General features: G+C 51.9%; 15 protein-coding genes and 1 riboswitch. Of the genes, 2 read left to right on the forward strand and 13 right to left on the reverse strand.

All coding sequences use genetic code 11. From position 1 onward, the window contains the following. Position 1: 1 nt before the first annotated feature. The 6 genes from liaF to HYD27_RS28935 all read right to left on the reverse strand — a co-directional run bounded on the left by liaF (position 2) and on the right by HYD27_RS28935 (position 6117). Positions 2–1072: a cell wall-active antibiotics response protein LiaF gene (liaF, locus tag HYD27_RS28910; protein WP_219221094.1), complete on the reverse strand. Its 1071-nt coding sequence runs from the start codon at positions 1070–1072 to the stop codon at positions 2–4. A 244-nt stretch (positions 1073–1316) separates the two neighbouring features. Next, complete coding sequence (locus HYD27_RS28915) at positions 1317–1457, reverse strand: hypothetical protein (RefSeq protein WP_219221119.1); 141 nt, start codon at positions 1455–1457, stop codon at positions 1317–1319. Positions 1458–1630: 173 nt separating this feature from the next. Continuing rightward, entirely contained in the window at positions 1631–2263 is a 633-nt protein-coding gene (locus tag HYD27_RS32570; protein ID WP_375373957.1) for a 3D domain-containing protein, read from the reverse strand. A gap of 371 nt (positions 2264–2634) precedes the next feature. After that, positions 2635–4572 carry a threonine--tRNA ligase gene (thrS, locus tag HYD27_RS28925; protein ID WP_219221095.1) on the reverse strand — a complete coding sequence of 646 codons (1938 nt, stop codon included), beginning with the start codon at positions 4570–4572 and terminating at the stop codon, positions 2635–2637. Between the two features lie 519 nt (positions 4573–5091). Continuing rightward, entirely contained in the window at positions 5092–5262 is a 171-nt protein-coding gene (locus HYD27_RS28930) for a type II toxin-antitoxin system antitoxin (protein ID WP_219221096.1), read from the reverse strand. 12 nt (positions 5263–5274) lie between these two features. After that, positions 5275–6117 carry an SPFH domain-containing protein gene (locus tag HYD27_RS28935; protein ID WP_219221098.1) on the reverse strand — a complete coding sequence of 281 codons (843 nt, stop codon included), beginning with the start codon at positions 6115–6117 and terminating at the stop codon, positions 5275–5277. A gap of 162 nt (positions 6118–6279) precedes the next feature. Between HYD27_RS28935 and HYD27_RS28940 the strand changes: the two genes are divergently transcribed. Further along, on the forward strand, positions 6280–6462 hold the full coding sequence (locus tag HYD27_RS28940; RefSeq protein WP_219221099.1) for a transcriptional regulator: 183 nt from the start codon (positions 6280–6282) through the stop codon (positions 6460–6462). 75 nt (positions 6463–6537) lie between these two features. Here the strand turns inward: HYD27_RS28940 and HYD27_RS28945 are convergent, their stop codons facing one another. The 5 genes from HYD27_RS28945 to metA form a co-directional block, all read right to left on the reverse strand. After that, positions 6538–10845, reverse strand: a complete 4308-nt coding sequence (locus HYD27_RS28945; RefSeq protein WP_219221101.1) for a bifunctional 2',3'-cyclic-nucleotide 2'-phosphodiesterase/3'-nucleotidase — start codon at positions 10843–10845, stop codon at positions 6538–6540. A gap of 285 nt (positions 10846–11130) precedes the next feature. Next, entirely contained in the window at positions 11131–12267 is a 1137-nt protein-coding gene (gene mqnC, locus HYD27_RS28950) for a cyclic dehypoxanthinyl futalosine synthase (protein ID WP_219221103.1), read from the reverse strand. Between the two features lie 1439 nt (positions 12268–13706). After that, positions 13707–14189, reverse strand: coding sequence for a hypothetical protein (locus HYD27_RS28955; protein ID WP_219221105.1), 483 nt, complete (start codon positions 14187–14189; stop codon positions 13707–13709). Positions 14190–14249: 60 nt separating this feature from the next. Then, positions 14250–15443: an aminotransferase class I/II-fold pyridoxal phosphate-dependent enzyme gene (locus HYD27_RS28960; protein ID WP_219221107.1), complete on the reverse strand. Its 1194-nt coding sequence runs from the start codon at positions 15441–15443 to the stop codon at positions 14250–14252. Between the two features lie 51 nt (positions 15444–15494). Next, on the reverse strand, positions 15495–16424 hold the full coding sequence (gene metA / locus HYD27_RS28965) for a homoserine O-acetyltransferase MetA (RefSeq protein WP_219221109.1): 930 nt from the start codon (positions 16422–16424) through the stop codon (positions 15495–15497). Between the two features lie 87 nt (positions 16425–16511). Further along, a riboswitch (SAM riboswitch) is annotated at positions 16512–16648 on the reverse strand. 425 nt (positions 16649–17073) lie between these two features. Here metA and corA point away from each other — a divergent pair. Continuing rightward, positions 17074–18009 carry a magnesium/cobalt transporter CorA gene (gene corA / locus HYD27_RS28970; protein ID WP_219221111.1) on the forward strand — a complete coding sequence of 312 codons (936 nt, stop codon included), beginning with the start codon at positions 17074–17076 and terminating at the stop codon, positions 18007–18009. A gap of 127 nt (positions 18010–18136) precedes the next feature. On the opposite strand, the gene HYD27_RS28975 is transcribed toward corA, so the two are convergent. Both HYD27_RS28975 and HYD27_RS28980 read right to left on the reverse strand, forming a co-directional pair. Then, positions 18137–19156 carry an HRDC domain-containing protein gene (locus HYD27_RS28975; protein WP_219221116.1) on the reverse strand — a complete coding sequence of 340 codons (1020 nt, stop codon included), beginning with the start codon at positions 19154–19156 and terminating at the stop codon, positions 18137–18139. Positions 19157–19530: 374 nt separating this feature from the next. Then, positions 19531–20412, reverse strand: a complete 882-nt coding sequence (locus tag HYD27_RS28980) for an ROK family protein (protein WP_309242142.1) — start codon at positions 20410–20412, stop codon at positions 19531–19533. Between the last annotated feature and the right edge of the window lie 963 nt (positions 20413–21375).

Raw genomic sequence — 21375 nt, forward strand, 5'->3', positions numbered from 1 at the left:
CCTAACCCACCGTTTTGATTTTAATGTCGCCGATGAAGGCACTGACATTAATACGGACTTTTTTGCCGGCTTCCTTATAATAAGGCGTCTTGCATTGCACGTTGCTCATGAATCCGCTGCGCGACTGCTCCAGCACCTGCATGTCTCCGATAAAAGAGCTGCTGTTCACCTTGACGCCCAGGTCCATATCCTCCGGTATATACACCTTGATGTCGCCTACAAACGCCGAAATAATAATCTTCGTCTCGCCGTAAGGAATTTGCGCGTTGGTAAGATCCAGCACGGTATCACCGATGAATTGCGAAATATTCGTGTTTTTCAGCTGAAAATGGTCCTTGCCCATATGCACGTCCCCGATAAAAGCCGAACGGTGCGTTGTTTCCTTGGAGTCATCCGTACCATGGAACTCATCATGCCATTCGCCGTGCCGGCGGGCATGGCGCTCCTGCCGTCTGCGTTCATGGCGCTCCCTGTTCTCCTGCCAACGCGATTCTGCCGCAGAGCGGAAACGCCCGTTGTCGTCCTCCTCGTCCTCATCGTCCTTATGCAGATACTCATTCCAATCCCGCTGCCCGGCCGACTTGCCGAATTTCTGCTCGAACTGCTCATCCAGCGTGGATTCCAGCGGCTTGGGCGGCTCCACATCAGGAATGCCCTTGCCCGGTCCGGGCGGGTAAAAAGATGGCGGTGCAGGCGGTACCGGCGGAGTAGGGGGAGTCACGCCCCTCGGCTTGAAGATGACATACAATCCCCCGCCGATCAGCATCACAGGAATCAGCAATTTAAAGAAATCCCCGGCTGAAACATCGAACCACTCCAAATTCCGCCCCAGAAAAAAAATGCCGAGAGCCGCGTAGAAAAATCCCCAAAAAGCGGATGAACCGCTCTTTCCGTTATCTTTGGTGGACAAAAGATTCTGCACACCCACTACGATCAGAATAACCGGCCAATAATCAGCGAACAGGGAACCTATACTGAAGTCGGTATACCCCATCTGCCTTAGCAGAAACATCGCTCCCAGTCCAATCAGGATCAGCCCCCCGAGGACCTGGCTGGTGAATCGTCTTTTCATCCTTCATTTCCCCTTTATGTTGGTGTAGCCCGCTTGTTCACTCTTATAGCCTTAGTCTACAGGAACAGACAGCAGGAGAACAGCGCCGGGAGAAGGAAAGCTGACTCAGTCTCTGGACGGAGATGTATGGAAATAACAGTAAAGTCTGTCCACAGGAAAAAAGGCTGCCCCGCCGCTCAGGACCTGAACGGGATCGGGACAGCCGATTGTGCTTTTAGGGCTATTGGGTCTGGACGCCGGCAGGTTACTGCTGTGGTTTCTGCGCCGGTTTGGAGTGCGTATTGCTGCTCTGTTTGGTTGCACCGTCATTTTCAACAGCGAACTCCGCATTGTATTTTTCATTAGGTGTTTTATAGTTATCTTGTACCTTTGATTTTTTAGCCACGGTAATCTTCACCTCCCTATCCCGTCATACCGTCTTCAAATTCAGACCGGCTTGGAGAATGTTCCGGAAGAGGCCGTGCTTGGCCCCAGTCCGTATTATGGGAAGTGCAGACCCGTATTATGCATTTTTAAGTGAAAAAAATTTCAAGCTGCCCGCCCTGGCTGCTCAGATCCTCAGATGATTTCATCGAGCAAATACTGCGGAACGGCATTGTAGGCTTGAATCGCACGGCCAAGACTTTTCAGCATGCTCTCGGTACATTTCCCGTTCCCCCGCTTAATGACCTGGACCACCACCGTTTTTTTGCCCCATTCCTTATAGACCTGCTTCGTAGTGGCAAAATAGAGGTCAATCTTCCGGCCTTTTATAGCCGACCCTGTATCCGCTACAACCGCATAGCCGTAATCCGGGATATAAAGGATACTGCCGAGCGGAAGCACCTTGGGGTCCGCCGCGATTGTGGATACTGCATTTTTGTCTCTGCGCACCTTGACGCCTGAATACGTAATGCCGTACTCCGGATGCTTTGAGGTTTTACCCGTAGACTCAATGCCCGCAGTATAACCGGTAGCAGTCACCTTCAATGAAGTAATAATCTGCTCCGGCGCAGGTGCGGCAACCTGAATGGATGCCGGCGGCTTGGAAGCAGTTGTGCCAGGTTGTTTGTCAGCCTGAGGTGCTGCCGTACGCTTCGGTGCCTGCGTGGCCGCCGGCTGCCCGGATTGTGCAAGCGCCTCTGAACGGGATACCCCTCTGGACACCGACTCTCCTTGAGCATACAGAGCGGCTTGGCCGACCGTCGGCACTTCCGCTTGAGTATGGCTGCCGACACTGCCCTCCGGTGCATTAATCTTTGTATTTTGCGGATCAAGTGGCTTCGTTATGCTGCTGCTTAGCTGGCCTGCAGTGTCTCCCGCCCCGTTCGCTTCCACCGGCTTTCGTCCAAAATCAGGATACACACCTGCGGCAGTCAGTAAAAGCACGATGGTGACGAAAAGACACCAAAACCTCTGGCCTAAGCCCATTTTGTTCATTAGTTAAACCTCCCCCTATTAGCGAAGGTTTCCCGTTTCACAAAATTTTATACATGCAGCCGCTCCTGCAAGGCCGCACGCGGCACAGGGACAGAGGTTGGAAAATGACAATTAAACCGCTCAAAGCCGCTGCGCTGACCGCTTTAGATTACACGCTCCGCAATCTCCCTCGTCAATGAGGCAATCACTTCCTGCAGCGGCTGGGCACCGAGATCGCCTTCTCCGCGCTTGCGGACAGAGACGCTTCCGGCGTTCATTTCGTTCTCGCCGACCACGAACATATATGGAAGCTTCTCCAGCTGCGCTTCACGGATTTTATAGCCCATCTTCTCGTTGCGCAAGTCCACTTCGGCCCGGATTCCGCCGGCAAGCAGCTTCGCAGCCACGTCCTTGGCATAATCATCAAAGGCGGAGGACACCGGAATGATCTTCACCTGCTGCGGAGACAGCCACAGCGGCAGCGAGCCGGCAAAGTTCTCCAGCAGGAAGGCCACAAAACGTTCCATGGTGCCAAGGATTCCGCGGTGCAGCACGACTGGACGGTGTTTTTGGCCATCATCGCCGACATATTCCAGCTCAAAGCGCTCAGGAAGCAGGAAGTCGATCTGGACGGTGGACAGGGTTTCCTCTTTGCCCAGAACGGTCTTGATCTGAACATCCAGCTTCGGGCCATAGAACGCCGCTTCGCCTTCCGCTTCAAAGAACGGCAGACCCGCTTCCTCCACTACCTCGCGCAGCATGCGCTGTGCAGTTTCCCACATTTCATCGTTCGGATAGTATTTCTCGGTATCCTTAGGATCGCGGTAGGAGAGGCGGAAGCGGTAGTCGGCAATGCCGAAATCGCTGTACACCTGCTTGATCAGCTCAAGCACGCGGGTAAATTCGCTTTTGATCTGATCCAGGCGGCAGAAAATATGCGAATCATTGAGCGTCATTGAACGCACGCGGTGCAGGCCTGTCAAGGCCCCGGACATTTCGTAACGGTGCTGGATGCCCAGCTCGGCGATGCGGATCGGCAGATCGCGGTAGCTGTGCATCGAGCTTTTATAAATCATCATATGATGCGGGCAGTTCATGGGGCGGAGCACGAATTCTTCATTGTCGATTGACATCTTGGGGAACATGTCTTCCTGATAATGCTCCCAGTGTCCCGAAGTTTTGTACAGCTCAACGTTGCCGAGCACCGGAGTGTACACATGCTGGTACCCGAGGCTGGCTTCCAGATCCACAATATAACGTTCAAGAATACTGCGCAGCTTCGCGCCCTTCGGCAGCCAGATCGGCAGGCCTTGACCTACCAGCTGATTGAAGGTGAAGATCTCCAGCTCTTTGCCAAGCTTCCGGTGATCGCGTTTCTTCGCTTCCTCCAGCAGGCGCAGATGCTCATCGAGCTGCGTTTTTTTGATCCAGGCTGTGCCGTATACGCGCTGAAGCATCTTGTTCTTGCTGTCGCCGCGCCAGTAGGCTCCGGCCACATTCATCAGCTTGAAGACCTTGATCTTCGCTGTGGAAGGCACATGCGGGCCGCGGCAAAGGTCAAAGAATTCTCCCTGCTCATAAATCGTAATCACGCTGTCTTCAGGCAGCGCCTCGATCAGCTCCAGCTTGTAGGGATCGCCCAGTTCGCCGAAACGCTCCAGCGCTTCCTTGCGGCTGACCTCAATACGCACGATAGGAAGGTTCTCGGAAACGATCCGGTCCATTTCCTTCTCAATCTTCAGCAGATCCTCCGGATTCAACGGGTGCTCCAGATCCATGTCATAGTAGAAGCCATCCTCAATCACCGGTCCGACTCCAAGCTTAACCTCTTTGGTTCCGAACAGGCGTCTTACCGCCTGCGCCATCAAGTGGGCCGTACTGTGACGCATCACTTCGAGGCCTTCCGGCGAATCCAGTGTAACGATCTCAACCAGCGCACCTTCCTGCAGCGGCGTGGACAAGTCAACAACAATCCCGTTCAGCTTGCCTGCTGCGGCATTCTTGCGCAGTCCGCTGCTGATCGAGGCGGCTACATCATCAATGCTGCTTCCATCCGCATATTCCCGGACCGAGCCGTCCGGAAGCTTGATATTTACTGACATGGTTATTCCTCCTTAAAAAGTATGGCCAGAGGCCGCATAGCTGCGGAACGGATATATCCTTGCACACAAAAACACCCGTCCCGCAAAGGGACGAGTGATTGCACCCGTGGTTCCACCCAAATTCGATTCCTAAGGCTCCGGAATCCTTCGTCAGCATGAAGATAACGGCCATGAACCGGCGGTTCTTACTGTCCGCGGCTGGCTGTCATGCAATCAACAGGCGCCGGGAGTTCATAACCGCAGCTACAAAGGGGTAGATCAATAACCGGATACCGGAGGAAATTGCAGCCTGAAGTTCCCTCTCTCTGGACGGCCCTGAAGTCATGACCCATGTCTTTGTCGAAGCAGATAATGTGAATCATGTGTTATTATAAATCCGTCCCCTTCTTCCGTCAAGTCGCACATCGCCCGGTGCTCGGCGCTTCAAGAAAGGAGCCGGAGGACACCGGCCTGACTCCCGCATAACCTCCGCAGGAACAACAGCTTAAGGACAGAAGCCGGCCTTCTGCCCTTAAATTCCTATTCCTCACGGCGTTTCCGTTCAGGCAAGCGGCCTGCGCGTTTCAAAGAATCACGCAGCAAGTATTCGATATGTCCGTTTACGCTGCGGAATTCTTCTGCCGCCCAACGTTCCAGCGCTTCATGCAGCTCGGGATCGATTCGCAGCGGAAAGCTTTTTTTGGCCGCCATAATGCACCGTCCTTAATACAATGATCCGGCGTTGATGACCGGACTTGCTCCGCGCTCCGACACAATCGCCACCATCAGATTATTAATCATTGCTGCCTTGCGTTCTTCGTCAAGCTCCACTACCCCGCTCTCCCTGAGCTGGCGGATTGCCATGTCCACCATTCCTACGGCCCCCTCGACGATGATCTGCCGCGCGGACAGAATAGCCGAGGCCTGCTGGCGCTGCAGCATTGTGCTGGCGATTTCAGTAGAGTAGGCCAGATGCGTCAGCCGTGCTTCAATAACCTCCACCCCAGACAAAGAGAGCCTCTCCTGCAGCTCGGTTGCCAGCTCCTTGGCAATTTCATCCGCATTGGCCCGCAGAGACATCCCCGCTTCGTTAAAATTGTCGTACGGATAACGGCTGGCCACATGGCGCAGCGCAGTCTCACTCTGAATCTCCACAAAGGCCATGTACTTATCGACATCGAATAAGGCTTTGGCCGAGTTGATTACCTTAAATACAATCACTGCAGCAATCTCGATCGGATTCCCCTCGACATCATTCACCTTCAGCTTCACGCTGTTGAAGTTGCGCACCCGCAAGGATACGGTCTTGCGGATACTGAACGGGATGACCGCAAACAGCCCGCTGCCGGCAATGGTGCCGACATATTTGCCGAAAAAGGTCACCACAACCGACTTGTTCGGCTGAACTACCGTAATGCTCGTGCAAAGTACCCCGGCTACTGTGAACAAGAGCACAGGAACAGTAGTATATTCATAGACTGCCCCATAAATTCCTCCGGCCACACAGATGGCGATCAAAGCAATGACCCAGAAGCCACTGACCGGATGCAGCGTTTTCTCTTTCATTAAAAGGCACCTCCAAAAGATATGTATTTGATATTATTATGATATCACTTTTGGATATGACTGTAAACCAAAATGTCACTGCAGCTTCTTGGGTTTTGTCCTATACTACGAAGCTATAAGAACATTTGATGTTCTATAATAATGAATAAGGATGTGGGCCAAATGGGTGTTAAGGAGCAGGTGCTGGATATTATCAAAGCATCGGAAACTCCGCTCAGTGCAGGCGAGGTCGAAAAACTCTCCGGCCTGGAACGCAAAGCCGTCGACAAAGCATTTGCCGAGCTGAAAAAGGAAAATGCGATTGTGTCACCGGTCCGCTGCAAATGGGAAGCTGCCGTTAAGTAAGGTTCCGGCAAAAAAGGTGCTCTGCCCGTCGGCAAAGCACCTTTTTTTGCAATTGATTATTGTCTGGAGCTTGGCTCAGGAAGCCTTCTCCTCCAGCATGCGGTAAATGATAACCGCTGCCTGAGCACGGGTAGCATCGCTCTTCGGTGCGAATTTCTGGCCCTCCACCCCGTTGACTATGCCAAGCTGCGTCAGCTGCGCAACAGCCTCTTGCGCATAGGAAGCAATTTGGGACCTGTCTCCGAAGCCTGTCAATGCTGCCGCCGTGTCGACCGGCTGCAGCTGATCCTTGATCGCAGCCGCGATCATGATCGCCATTTCTTCACGGGTCACTTCACGGCCCGGTTCAAACCTGCCGTTGCCGGTGCCTTTGACAAGACCGGCATTAACCGCAGCGGCGATGGTATCTGTATACCATACCCCTTGCTTGACATCGCTGAATGCTGTGCTTGTTCCTGAAGTACTGAGGTCCAGGGAACGAACCAGCATCGTTACGAATTCCGCACGGGTTACTGTTTTGTTCGGTGCGAAGTTCTTGCCGTCAATTCCTTTGACAATCCCCTTCGCTGCCAGAGAGTTGATCGCTTCCTGGGCCCAGGCTACTCTGCCTATATCCCCAAAAGTGACAACAGGCGCCGCTGTAGGAGCCGGGGTTGCAGTGGGTGCAGGCGTTGCGGCCGGTGCAGGCGTCGCCGATGCTGACGGCGTTGGTGTTGGTGCAGTTCCGCCTCCGGGAGCCGGGGTCGCAGCTGCAAGATTATTGGTAATACGTCCCTCAATGGCCGCTGTAATGGCGCCGCCCTTGAAAGTATCCACAATGTATTGGTAGAAGACATCCAGGTCGGTCGGACCCGGCAGGGACGCGCTGGCCTGGGTCAATACCGTGTAATTGTCGCCGCCTGCAGCCATGAAGTTGTTGACTACAGCAGTATAGCTCTGAGTCATGTTAATCGGTGTGCCGTCTGTCTTGGTAAGATTGGCAACACGGCTTTCGATAGGCAGATACATGCTCGCCGTATATTTCAGACCGGAAATCTGGAGGGTCTTCGTATCTGCGGCGGTTGCGCCCCATTGCTGTTGCAGCAGCGTTTTAACCTGTTCACCGGTAAGCGTCAGCTTCACCAGTGTATTGCCGAATGGCTGAATTTTGGCCAGGTCGCCGAAGGCTACATCGCCTTTCGGAAGATCGGCGCGGATACCGCCCGGATTCATGAAGGCAAAATCAGCAGTGCTTTCGCCGTCACCGAAATCGGCTTGGCGCATAGCGTCAGCAATGAGGTTGCCCAGATTGGATTCTTTGGTGTACGCGTCTGTGCGAGTAATTGTACCATCGGTTGTGCCGACAGGTTTTGTAAGCTCCGGATGAAGCTCAAGGTAGTGATTCACCAACGCCGTAGTTTCTGCGTCAGGAGTCACTCCATTCTGAAAAGTGGTGGTTACAGTAGCAGTTTTGGCTTTGACGTCTTTGGTAACAGGATCAATAATCAGCTTGATGTCTTCAAAGGCTGTGCCGTAAGAATAAGCCTGGACAATCAGCTTGTTGTTCACTACACCATTAGCCAGCGCATGATTGTCACCTGCCACAATTACATCAACAGGTGAATCGGCCGGAAGTGCTTTAGCCAAATCTGCAGCTTCTCCCGTAGTCACGCCGTCTCGGGTGGTAGCCGGGTCATGGGCAAGGACAACGATTGTTTCCACACCCTTTGCCTGAAGCTCAGCGGCGTATTTCTCAATCGCTTCAACTTCTTCGGCTGCGCTCAGGAATTCCACTCCTTTTGTGCCCTCCGGAGATACTTTGCTTGGGGTCAATTTGGTAACCACGCCGATAAATCCGATTTGTACGCCGCCTGCTTCTTTGATGACGTAAGGAGGAATGATCGGCAGACCGGTGGAGCTGTCTACAGCATTGGCATTGATATAGTCAAAGTCAGCGCCTTTATGAACAATGCCGGTGTTCTTCGGATCAGCTCCGCCGTAAATTTGCGCTTTCATCGCTTCAACGCCTTGATCAAATTCGTGATTGCCCAGAGTACCCACGTCGAATTTCATCAGGTTCATCCATTCCATTGTCGGCTCATCACGCTCAAGCGAGGAGACCGGCGCAGATGCGCCTACGGAGTCACCGTTGTGGAACAGCAGCGAATTCGCATATTTCGAACGGGCTTCCTTCAAATAAGCGGCAAGTGTTGCCGCTGTACCTACAGCATCAGTCCCCACATAAGAGGTGGTATCCAATTGTCCGTGGAAGTCATTAATTCCAATCAGATGGACCTCGACATCCTCGGTTGGGGCTGCTGCTGTTTCTTTCAGATCAAGATTGTAGATTTCAAAACCCTTGGCATCTTTGATGCCTGTGTCTGTAACCTTGGCCGGCTTGACTGCGGCCGCCTTAGGCGAAGAGGTGAAGGTAACATTGACATTCCCTTTGATTGGAGCAATCGCCCAGTTGTTGTCTGCCGTCGGATCAACCGTTCCGGCTGCACTGATGTAATCCATCAGCACCTGGCGGTTTTCCATTTGGGAATCGATAATCATCTTCGCGTCTTTAACACCCGGGAAGTTTCCACCGCCGCTTGCACGGTAGTTATTGGTAACCACGATGAAATCCTGGTTCAGGTCCAGCTCATTCCCGCCATAAGTGATGGAGGTGACCCGGCTTGAGAAAGCGTCGTTAATGGTGCCATCCGGCTTGTACTTGGCGTTCTTGGTTACATCGATAGTGTAATTAATTCCGTCAATAACATCGAAGTTATATACGGCAAAGGCGGAATTCAAGAGCGGCTGCGGAGTGGAGATCGCCGGTTTAATGCGGTTGAACGCACCCGCACTCATCTCTACCCATTCCTTCACAGTTGATCCCTTTACCACAATCGCCTTCAAGGTGTTGTCGTAGAGATACAGGTCGCTTGCACTTGCAATCGTCAGATTGCCTTCTTGAATTTCAGTATATTCGTCCGGGCCATTGCGTCCGGCTTTGAATGGCGCACCTACACTGAGAACCGGCAGGTCCTTATACTCGGACAGCGCAGCATCCGTATTGATCATATTCGATACATACTGCTGCTGGGCATAGGTTACGATCTGTACTGTAGGATCATCCTGCACCAGAGCAAAATAGCTGTTCATCGGTGCTTTGGTTGTGCCCAACGGCTGATTCACATATTCTTTGGTAGCTGCATGAGCAGCTCCGGCCACTGCATCAATCGCAGGATCAGCCTCTGCATCGGCGATGGAGCGTGTCGAGGCCTTCGAGCCTGCCTTGTCCACTTTCCAGCCGCTGCTGTCAGGAACGATCTTCAGATCGATCAGGCCCAGATAACCGCCGCCATAGCCGGCCTGCACTGCCGTAGTGCCATTGATATGGCCATTGACATTATCCACTTTAGCCTGCTCCGTATTGTACGGAAGTTTGGTTGCCGGATCTTTGAAAGAAGCATCCAGTGCAGTGTCAATTCCGTTCGTCGGGAACACCTTGTGCGTGTGGGAAAAAGTAATGGCGTCAATACCTTCAACCTTGCTTAGCAGGTTGATCGCATTTTCCGCTCCGGTTCCTGCAACCGCAGTTGCATCAAACCCGGTGTGGGCCATGGCGATAATGACATCAGCGCCTCCAGCCTTCATTACCGGAACAAATTTCGCTGCTGTTTCAGCAATGTCCCTGGTGATTACCTTGCCTTCAAGGTTCGCCTTGTCCCAATCCATAATTTGCGGAGCTACCAGACCGAGGAGGCCGACTTGGATCGTCACCTCATTGCCATTGCTGTCAGTAACCATTTTGGGAATAATGACATACGGCTCAAACGTATTTTCGCCATCAGAAACATTGTAAATATTCGCATTCACATAAGGAAAATCAGCGCCTGTACCTGCCATGGAGCTTCCGTTGATCGTGCGGTTTAAGTAATCCAATCCATAATTGAATTCATGATTGCCGAAGGTTGCAGCATCGTATTCCATGAGATTCATGGCGGCGATTAGGGGATGAATCTGGTCAGCGCTCTCTTTAAAATCAGAAACCTGAGCCATGTACGTACCCAGTGGTGTTCCTTGGATCAAATCGCCGTTGTCCAACAGGAGATTGTTGGATTGTTCGCTCCGGGCTTTCTTTACCAGCGTCGATGTGCGGTCCAGGCCTACTGTCGTCGAAGGCGCATCTTTAAAATAGTCCCAGCCGTACACATTGGTGTGTACGTCCGTGGTACTCATCAAACGCAGTTCAATCGTGCCCGGTGTCCCGGGATCGGCTGCTGCCGGGCTTGCGGCCTCTGCCTTGCCGGTTCCCAGAATGGACCCTGCAAACATCCCGCCTAAAACTTGCGCGGCCAATACTGCGGTCGCCAATGCTGTGGCTAGCGGCTTGTTCCATCTACTTTCTCCCATAAGTTAGAAAGCCTCCCCATATTTTTCATTATTCTTGTTCGTGCTGACCGCAAGATTGTATCATACTCAAAAATATGAATCTAGCATAAATCATTAAGTATGGTAAATAGTTGTGTTAAATATCACATAACCAGCGTTAATTTTGTAAAAAATGACTAAATAATTTACAAAAAACAAACAAAAAGCCTATTCTTGTTCACCTCCACTAGTGAAGTCAAACAAGAATAGGCGCCGCAATAAAATGTTACACACAAAGTTATGAATATATTGAATTTTATTGAATAATTAGTTCTGCATGACAAAATCATTGTCAATCTTCATGTTCGCGTCTTCAAACGTCCGCAGGATGTCATAACGCGTGTTGCGCTGCGCCGGGATCTTCCCGGCCTCGCGGATCAGCTGTGTAATGGACTCGATGTTGACCTTGTAGATCGCACCCGCCGACGACACCACATTCTCTTCGATCATGGTGCTGCCGAAATCGTTGCAGCCGTATTGCAGGGAGAGCTTGCCGACCTCAGGTCCCATCGTCACCCATGAGGATTGGAAGTTTTTGATGTTGTCCAGCACCAGGCGGCTGATTGCCACGGTTTTCAGGTATTCCTCCGGAGTCTGTCTATCCAGCTTCAGATTCGTATTATCCGGCTGAAACGTCCAGGAGATAAAAGCCAGGAAGCCCTCTGAATCATATTTGTTCGCAATGCACTCATCCTGGGCTTCGCGTACCCGCAGCAGATGAAGCGCCCGCTCCTCCATGCTCTCGCCAAGGCCGATGACCATGGTGGCCGTTGTGTTCATGCCGATTTTGTGGGCAGTCTGCATCACGTCCATCCACTCACGCCAGGAGCCTTTGAGCCGGCTGATCTTGCGGCGGGTCCGGTCATCCAGAATCTCGGCGCCCCCGCCGGGCAGGGAATCCAGGCCTGCAGCGTGAATCTCGCGGACTACCTGCTCCAGCGGCAAGCCGGACACCTCGACCATTTTCATAATCTCCGCAGGGGAGAAGGAATGCATGGTAATTTCCGGGAAGCGCTGCTTGATGCCGCGCAGCAAATCTGTATAATAACTGAAGGGCAGATTAGGATTGGTTCCGCCTTGCATCAGAATTTCCGTACCGTTCACGGCGATAGTCTCGGCAATTTTTTGATAGATGGTTTCGTCAGGAAGAACATAACCTTCCTCCGAGCCGGGTCTGCGGTAAAATGCGCAAAATCGGCAGTATACATCGCAGACGTTCGTGTAGTTGATATTCCGGCCAATAACGAAAGTAGCCAGCGGGTCCGGGTGCCAGCGTTTCATGATAATGTCAGCGGCAGCGCCCATTTTCTCAATTTCGTTGCTCTCGAACAACCGGACTGTGTCCTCCAGCCCGAGACGTTCGCCCTTCAGCGTCTTGTCCAGAATCGAATCTATTGCACTCATTGTTCGCAGCCTCCTCTTTATGCCCATGCTATAGGGTAGATGTATAAAATTTGTGGAACAAATGAATAAGCTCGTTCCTTCATCGTATCACAATCAGGACAGCTTGAAAAACCTTTACTGCTGACAAGTAGAAACGGCTTCGCCGTCCTTATAAAGACGGTATCCGTTTCAGCGAGAAAGATAAGCCTAATTTATAGCGTGTGAAACATATAAATTCTTATCTTTCAAAAAAACTCTACAAAGCGGGGCCTTGGCTTCGATGATAACTCAGGTACTTTGCGGGGACCCCAAAACATATAAACCTGAATTTCGAAAGTATGTATCCACAAATCATCTAAAAAGCTCTACACGAAGGGATTTCTTGCTAAAAACAGCTTGCACCAAAGGGGTGAAGGAAAAAGAGGGTTTATCCCTTGTCCGATCTGGATTTGTTCATTTCACTTTCGAAATTCAGGATAAATTCTTATCTTTCAAGCAGAAACGGCTTCGCCGTCCTTAACCGGGCAGCGCAGCTGTTAGCATTTCAGGGTAAGGCTGGCTGCTGAAGCCAGGCGGGAAGCCAAGCGGAAAAGGTCACTTCATGCTCCCCCAACCGCTTTTTCGCAAGGGTTAGCGGGAAAAAGGAACCCTAATTGATCCGTTTCTCTCCCCTGCAGAGGAATACGCCTACATTAAGATGAACTTGAAACATTCATCCAAAGGGCAGCCATCTTAGTGGTAAAAAGTACAACTAAGGTAGCGCATTCGGCTCCTGGATCATCCCTAGTGGGAAAAAGTACAACTAATCCGGCTGAAATCAGCCGGATGGGGGGAACGGGCCTCCATTAGGTGTACAAAATCCCACTAAAGCCCGTTCAAGCCAGAATTCCAGCCCATTAGTGTTACTTTTTACACTTCGCTTCCGTTCCCTATGAATCTCCTCCTTACGTTCCATCCGCTTGTTCAGGTTCTCCGGTTCAATTCAGGATAAATTAAGTTTCTTTATTGTGTTTTTTAAAGATCGCAGAACTAACTCCCGCTTAAACAGCGGAGCGGACAGACCCGCGGAACAGCGGCAGCGGCCGCCTGGGTCTCCGGATTTTCACCGCTAAGAAACTGCGACGAAATAAAGTACCGCTACATTGTTGACAAAACTCCCAAAACAATGGAGATTTTGTCAACAAAAGCGGATACTCATTTCCTCGCAGCTCCTAAGGGGAATGAAATTAATCTGGAGGGCACAGCAACCCAGACAACGGCCCGTTCACGGAGCGTCCACTCCAATAACTTACGTCTATCCTGCGCAAAATAACCCCACAAAGTGGTGCCTTGGCTTCGATGATGACTCAGGTACTTTGCGGGGACCCCAAAACATATAAATTCTTATCTTTCAAGAAAGACGCCTATCGGCGTCCTATAGAAGAATGCTGCTATTTCTCAGTGGGGAGGAGAAGAATCATTTAGCCGGCTTCAGGCGAATTCAAAGGTACTTCTGCCTTTGATTTCACCGTCCAGCCGACTTCAGGCGAATTCAAAGGTACTTCTGCCTTTGATTCCACCATCCAGCTGACTTTGGGCGAATTCAAAGGCATTTCTGCCTTTGATTCCACCATCCAGCCGACTTCGGGCGAATTCAAGGGTACTTCTGCCTCTGATTTCACCGTCCAGCCGGCTTCGGGCGAATTCAAAGGTACTTCTGCCTTTGATTTCACCGTCCAGCTGACTTTGGGCGAATTCAAAGGTACTTCTGCCTTTAGTTCCACCATCCAGCCGGCTTCTAGGAGAATCAAAGGTACTTCTGCCTCTGATTCCACCATCCAGCCGACTTCGGGCGAATTCAAGGGTACTTCTGCCTCTGATTTCACCGTCCAGCCGACTTCTAGGAGAATCAAAGGTACTTCTGCCTCTAATTTCACCATCCAGCCGACTTCGGGCGAATTCAAAGGTACTTCTGCCTTTAAAACAGCAGCTCCCTCTCAGGAGCCGCTGCCAAGTTTATTATTCTATGCCAGCGTTTTGCCGGCAACTCCTTCTTCCAGCTCGGTCCGCGCGGCTTCAAGCGCTTGGCCCATATCCGCAATCAGATCCTCAGCATGCTCAATGCCGACGGAGAAGCGCAGCAGGCGGTCATCCACACCGACCGCATCGCGGATTTCCACCGGAATGTCGGCATGGGTCTGCACCGCCGGATAGGTCATCAGCGATTCCACGCCGCCAAGGCTCTCGGCAAAGGCAATCAGGCGGATATGGCGGAGCAGGGGCTCCACATATCTGGCATCTTTTACCTTGAAGGAGAAGATTCCGGTATTGCCTGAGGACTGGCGCCGCTGGATCTCATAGCCGGGATGGTCCGGCAGTCCAGGGTGGAAGACCTCAGCTACCGCCGGATGCTCCAGCAGATAGCGGGCCAGCGCCAGCGCATTGCTCTCGTGCCGCTCCATGCGCAGCGCCAGCGTCTTCATCCCCTTCATCAGCTGGTAGCTGTCATTCGGGGCAAGCACTGCGCCCAGGGAATTGTGCAGAATGGCCATTTCCTCCGACAGCTCGGTGCCCTTGGTCACAATCAGCCCTGCCAGCACATCGTTATGGCCGCCCAAATATTTGGTCGCGCTGTGTACGATGATGTCCGCTCCCAGCTCCAGCGGCCGCTGGAAGAATGGTGTCAGCAGCGTATTGTCCACAATGGTGAGCAGCCCGTGCCGGCGTGACCACGTACAGACAGCTTCAATATCCGTTATCATCATCAGCGGGTTCGTCGGCGTTTCGATAAATACAGCCTTGGTATCCGGGCGCCGCACAGCCTCCAGCCCGTCCAGGTCATTCGTGTCCACATAGGAGGCGCTGATTCCGTATTTGGAGAGAATCCGCTCAAGCAGGCGGTAGGTCCCACCGTACAGATCCAGCGAAACCACCAAATGGTCCCCTTGTCCGAATAAGGCGAAGACTGTCGTCAGCGCCGCCATTCCAGAGCTGCAGGCAAAAGCGGCATCCCCGGATTCCAGCTCTGCAGCCGCCTCCTCCAGCACCCAGCGGGTAGGATTCTTGGTACGGATATAATCAAACCCTGTGCTCTGGCCAAGTCTGGGATGACGGAATGCCGTCGCATTGTAAATCGGGTAATTCACCGCGCCCGTAGCGGGGTCCTCCTGTGAACCAATTTGCGCCAATCTGCTCTCAATCCTCAGTTTCTCATCCATTGCTGCTGCCTCCTAAATGTGGTGTAAGCGTAAAAGTATCCTCATCTATATTTAAAAAACTAAATAATCGGCCATGTCTATATCGTAAGGGGTCTCCTGATATACATAGTAATTAAGCCAATTAGAGAATAATAAGTTGGCATGGGCACGCCAGACAGCCGGCGGTGTGCGCTGCGGATCATCCTTAGGATAGTAATGCTTCGGAATGGCAATGTCCATCCCTTTGGCGATATCCCGGTCATATTCCCATTTTAACGAAAAAGGATCATATTCGGAATGCCCGGTCACAAAAATTTGCTTGCCGTCAAGCGTTGAAACCAGATATACTCCGGCTTCCTCCGATTCGGCAAGAATCTGCAGCTCGGGAATTGCAAGGATATCTTCACGCGAAACATCCGTATGGCGGGAGTGCGGAACATGGAAGACCTCGTCAAAACCGCGCAGCAGCTTTACGTTAGTATGGTTGAGGGTATGCGGAAAAACACCAAAGCATTTCTCGTCCAGATCGACCTTGCGCACGCCGAAGTGATGATACAATCCTGCCTGCGCCGCCCAACAGATATGCATGGTCGAGGTCACATTCTGCTTGCTCCACTCGAAAATTTCTTTCAGCTCTTCCCAGTAGTTCACATCCTCGAATTCCAGCTGCTCCACCGGAGCGCCGGTTATGATCAATCCGTCAAAGCGGCGGTCGCTGATCTCGTCAAACGTTTTGTAAAAGCTCTTCAAGTGCTCCGCCGAAGTGTTCTTCGAGGTATGGGAGCTCGGGTGCAGCAGCACAACATCCACCTGCAGCGGCGAATTCCCTACCAGACGCAGCAGCTGCGTCTCCGTGGTTTCCTTCGTAGGCATTAAATTCAGGATGGCGATGCGCAGCGGGCGGATATCCTGGTGGAAGGCCTGGCTTTCATCCATTACAAAAATATTTTCTCCGGACAATACTTCTTTGGCCGGCAGGCTGTCGGGAATTTTGATCGGCATTGCAGTTTCCACTCCTTCATTGATTATGAATATAAAAAAGACCCTTCTCGGTCGAGAAAGGTCATATATCTGCAGTCATATGCGCCTCTCTCATCTGTCAGAGAACTTGCCGGGCGGCCTGGACGGCTCACCATGCAAAGCTTCCGCAAGAATTAGCACCGTGCGTGTAAACGTCGGTTGCCGGGTTTCATCGGGCTAGTCCCTCCACCTGCTCTTGATAAGATTTAGCAGTATTCAATTGAGAAAAAGTCACATAACGTTAAATGCTTTTCTTAAAAATTACTTTAAATCATGAACCTCCTTTTCGTCAAGTCCATACAATGCTAACGGGTTCCAAAAAGCCTAAAGAATTTAGCTTGAAAGACCCATACCCGGGCGTTATACTAGACAAGTGTTTCACACCCTGCATGACGAAAAGAAGAGGTGAGAGAAGAATGGAAGGCGACCCGAGTTCGCAGTTAAGCGTCCAGAACGAGCAACCACACAGGATTAACATCAGCTTGCCGGCGGCGGGAGCATTTCTTCTTCATGCCCTCGAACCGTCATTTGGCGCCACGGATTGATTGTACCGCCGGCCAAGCTGATTTTTCCCTGTGCTTAAATTAGCACATCCCTGGAGAAGACCAGGGCCTAAGAGGAGTGAAATCAGATGAAAATCCGGCTGGTGAACGCAGGGGTTTTTACACCTGTAGATGAGCTTGAAGAAACATTAACCGTCCCCGCTGAGGGATTTTATTGGATTGATGCGGATGTGGAGGATCTGGAGCTGCTTCAGCCTTTGTACAATCTGCATGATTTGGCCGTGGAGGACTGTCTCAGTGAGGAGGATCAGCGGCCGAAGATTGAAATTTACGAAAGCCATTATTTTATTGTGGTCAACAGTATCCGCTTTGATGATGAAGAGATTTTCCTCCGGGCGCTCAACGTTTTTCTGGGCCGACATTTCATTATCACGGTTACCAAGCAGAAGATTCATGAGCTGCGCGTGCTGAAGCCCATTCTGTGGGAGCAGGAGGTCAGTGAGCCGGACCGTTTCCTCTATCTGCTGATCGACCTTGTAGTAGATAATTATTTCTCCGTCGGCGACCGGATCGAAGCGCGGATCGAGAAGCTGGAAGAGGATATTCTGATGCATACCAAGAAATCGCATCTGAGCGAGATCATCGGTCTGCGAAGCGAAATTCTCTGGCTGAAGAAAATGCTCGGCCCGCAGAAGGAAGTTATCAACACGCTCAACAAAAAAGACCTCCGCCTGATCGATGACCAGCTGCAGAAATATTTCAGCGACATTTATGAAAATGCGGTCAAGATCTCTGAAACCTTTGAAACCTACCGCGATCTCATGGGCAACTTGCGCGAAGCCTACCAGTCCAGCATCGCCAACCGTGCCAATGAGATCATGAGAGTATTTACCGCCATCACCACGATATTCATGCCGCTGACCGTCATCACCGGTATTTATGGCATGAACTTTGACAATATGCCCGAACTCCATACCCGGTACGGCTACTATGGAGTTATTGCCGTTATGGCTACGCTCGGCTGCGGGATGCTGTTTATTTTCCGCAAGAAGGAATGGCTATGAATATAAATGGACGAATAAGCAGGACGAAGGCCCCTATGCCGCAGTATGGTAAGGAAGCCTTCGTCTTTTGGATTGATTTCAAGCGGATTTGAGCAAAAAGATCCGGCTGTGCACAGGATTCCCGCGATTATAAATTCGTCGCAATTCCTAACGAAGCCGCCTGCTCCCGCCGGTAACGGATGCGGATAAGCCGCAGGCGCTCATAGTAGATATCCAATCCTTCCGGAGGTGAGAAGGCTTCCCCATAGGCTTGGTAAAGCACTGGCTTCAGGAAGGTATCACCCAACAGCTCATAGGCGGCCCAAACACTCTCCTGCTCGCCGGATGATACGCCGGACAGCTCAAGCGCAATAAGCTTCTCCGCGGAATAGCCTTCTCTTTCCAGCTCCTCTACAGCCTCAAGCACCTCCCGGCGGCTTGCTCCGCTCTGTACCTGCAGCTGCTCCATGCCAAGACCGTTCTCGATTCCCTGCAGTAAGGCCCTGCGCAGCCGCAGCCGTTCCAGCTGCTTCTTGTACTTCAGCTCCTTCTGCTTGTACTGCCAGGACACAAAGCTCTCCTTGTCAACGGCCTCATTCACCCAGTCCAGCGGAAAGCTGTGCGCCCTCTGAGCCGCTGCGGTGATGTTCAGCCAGTCCGCGCCGTATTGCGAGGCTTTGCCCTCGCCCACACCGGGAATCTGCAGCAGCTCCTCCGGTGTGCGGGGAAGAAAAGCGCTCAGCATCCGCAGCAGGCGGTTGCTGGCGAGAATATAAGGCGCCTTCCGTTCACTGGAGGCCTTGCCCCGGCGCCAGGTGCACAGCTCTTCATAAACGGATTCATTGCCATGCCGCTCGCTGAAATACTGCAGCTTGAGCTGCTCCTGATTGCGTCCGCCGGACAAGCTGTCTTCATCGTGAAAGGCGCCATCAATCAGCGGCCGGTAGCCATCCCCCAACTTCACTGCCAGCTCATGGCGGTATACGCAGAGCATTTCATTCCAGGAGCCGCCCTCATACCACAAGCTGTCCCCCGCTTCCTGTGAGCCGGCGAAGTCGCGCCAGCCCAGGCGCCAGCTGCCTTCCTCTTCCCCTATCCAGAGCTGGGCGAACACCTCTTGGTCAACCCCCGACATTCTGGACAAACGGTTCATAAATACGATCTGCATCTCGATCCCTGCCTTTCTTGTCATACAGTATGCATGATCCCGGTGCTGACCGGATTTACTGCTGCACAGACAAATCCAGCACCAGGAAATATAAGGACGTTATAAAGCTGTGAGGCCTATACCATCCTTACATTTGCACAAAAAAGCACCTCTCCCACGAATTTCGTGAAAGAGGTGCTTCCTCTGAAATGCTATACTGTTAATGCTAACAATACCCATATATTGAGAAACAGTCAATCTCTTTTTGTACCCGGCAGAAAGATAAGGATAATGTATAACGCCAAGCGCATATATTCCGCCCTGTAACAACGCGGCCCGCAGCGATATTTCATTCCTCGGTGATGCGCGAAGCGGCATGGGAGTCTTATATTTGACTACTCCCGGTCCAGCGCCAGCTTGGCCAGTCCAAGCGCTCCGGACAGACCCGCATTGTCGCCGAGCTGAGGCGGAACAATATAGCTGCCGATGGCCTCATTAAGTGCAGGATGCTGCACATAGCCGCCCAGCAGCTCCTGAAGCTTGGCGTGGATCAACGGGAAAAGCTGGCTCTGCTTCATCACACCGCCGCCCATCACGATCTTCTGCGGCGACAGAATCAGCACGTAATTCATCAGTGCATGCGCCAGATAGTGCGCCTCTATCGCCCAGGCCGGATGATCGGCAGCCAGCTCGCCTGCCGGTTTGCCAAATCGGCTCCCGATAGCCGGGCCTGCGGCAAGGCCCTCAAGGCAATCTCCATGATATGGACAGAACCCTTCGTAGGTATCCTCCGGATGGCGGCGCACATAAATATGCCCCATTTCAGGATGAGACAGGCCATGCACCAGCTTGCCTCCCACTACCGCACCGGCACCAATCCCCGTACCAACCGTGATATACAGGCAGCTGTCCAGCCCTTGGGCCGCGCCCCATTTATATTCTCCCAGCGCCGCACCATTCACATCCGTATCGAAACCGACAGGCACGGAAAAATGCCCGGCAACCGTTCCAACCAGATTATATTGTCCCCAGTGGGGCTTAGGTGTGGTTGTGATGTAGCCGTATGTCGGGCTGCCAAGCACCGGATCAATCGGCCCGAACGAGCCAATGCCGATCGCTTCCACATTTTTGCCGGTAAAATAGTCCAGCACAAGCCCCATCGTTTCCTCGGGTGTTGTCGTCGGAAAGCTGACGCGGTCCATAATCGAACCGTCCTCCGTCCCAATCCCGCATACAAACTTTGTTCCCCCAGCTTCAATTGCTCCCAATACTTTCACTGCAGCAGTCTCCCTTCCCATCAACGTCAGGCCACAGGCTGGCCATCCTTGTAATAAAGCGTTCTCTTGCCCCTATTATACGTGTCCCGAAGATTTGTGACAAGCGGTTGACATACTAAACCTGCATCAAAATCAACCGCTGAAACCACAGCTGAAAATCCACTGCTTCTGTACCTGCCCATAAGCTCTGCGGGGATCATGCGGCTGTGCTCTGCGAACCTCTTGCAACGCAGCTGGCCCCGGGCCGGCTGGAGCGGATCTGGGTATTACAAACTTATTGGCCTAACGCCGCAATATAGAGTAAATAGAGTGAACCATGAATTATAGCATGCCTCGGACTGGCTGGAACGAAACCAGGTATTACAAACTTACGTGTCCTATAGTCGCATTATAGAGTGAACCTGTGAATTAAAAGCTGGCCAGGACCGGCTAAAGAGGATTCAGGTATCACAGATTACATGTCCAACTGTCGCCATATAGAGTGAACCTGTGAATTAAATCCAGCCCCGGACCGGCTAAAGAGGATTCAGGTATTACAAACTTACATGTCCAACTGTCGCCATATAGAGTGAACCTGTGAATTAAATCCAGCCCCGGACCGGCTAAAGAGGACCGAGGTAGAAAAAGTAGACTTAATTCATGCCGCTCGCGCTGTTAAACCACCCGTAGTGGGAAAAAGTAAACTTAATCTGGTCCAAGTACCCCTGCTGCAGCAAATCGGCTTAAATTTTATACGAAAAAAGGCTTTATCGCTTTACAGCTCGAAAGGATAATTGACTGTCAGAGGTCCTATCGTGGAACTTCATTTTTTTTAAAATGGTTATCCCGTGGTGGGCGTCAGTTCCACTTGGAAACCTAGCTTTTGCAGTTTTTGGATTAGGTAACTCGCAGTCTGTTCTGGGGTGTTCACATATTCGGTCCCCCGTTCGGTATAGGGGACTTTATCCCGAAGCATCACGTAAA

The sequence above is a fragment of the Paenibacillus sp. S150 genome (assembly GCF_019352175.1).
Taxonomy (GTDB): domain Bacteria; phylum Bacillota; class Bacilli; order Paenibacillales; family Paenibacillaceae; genus Paenibacillus_AQ.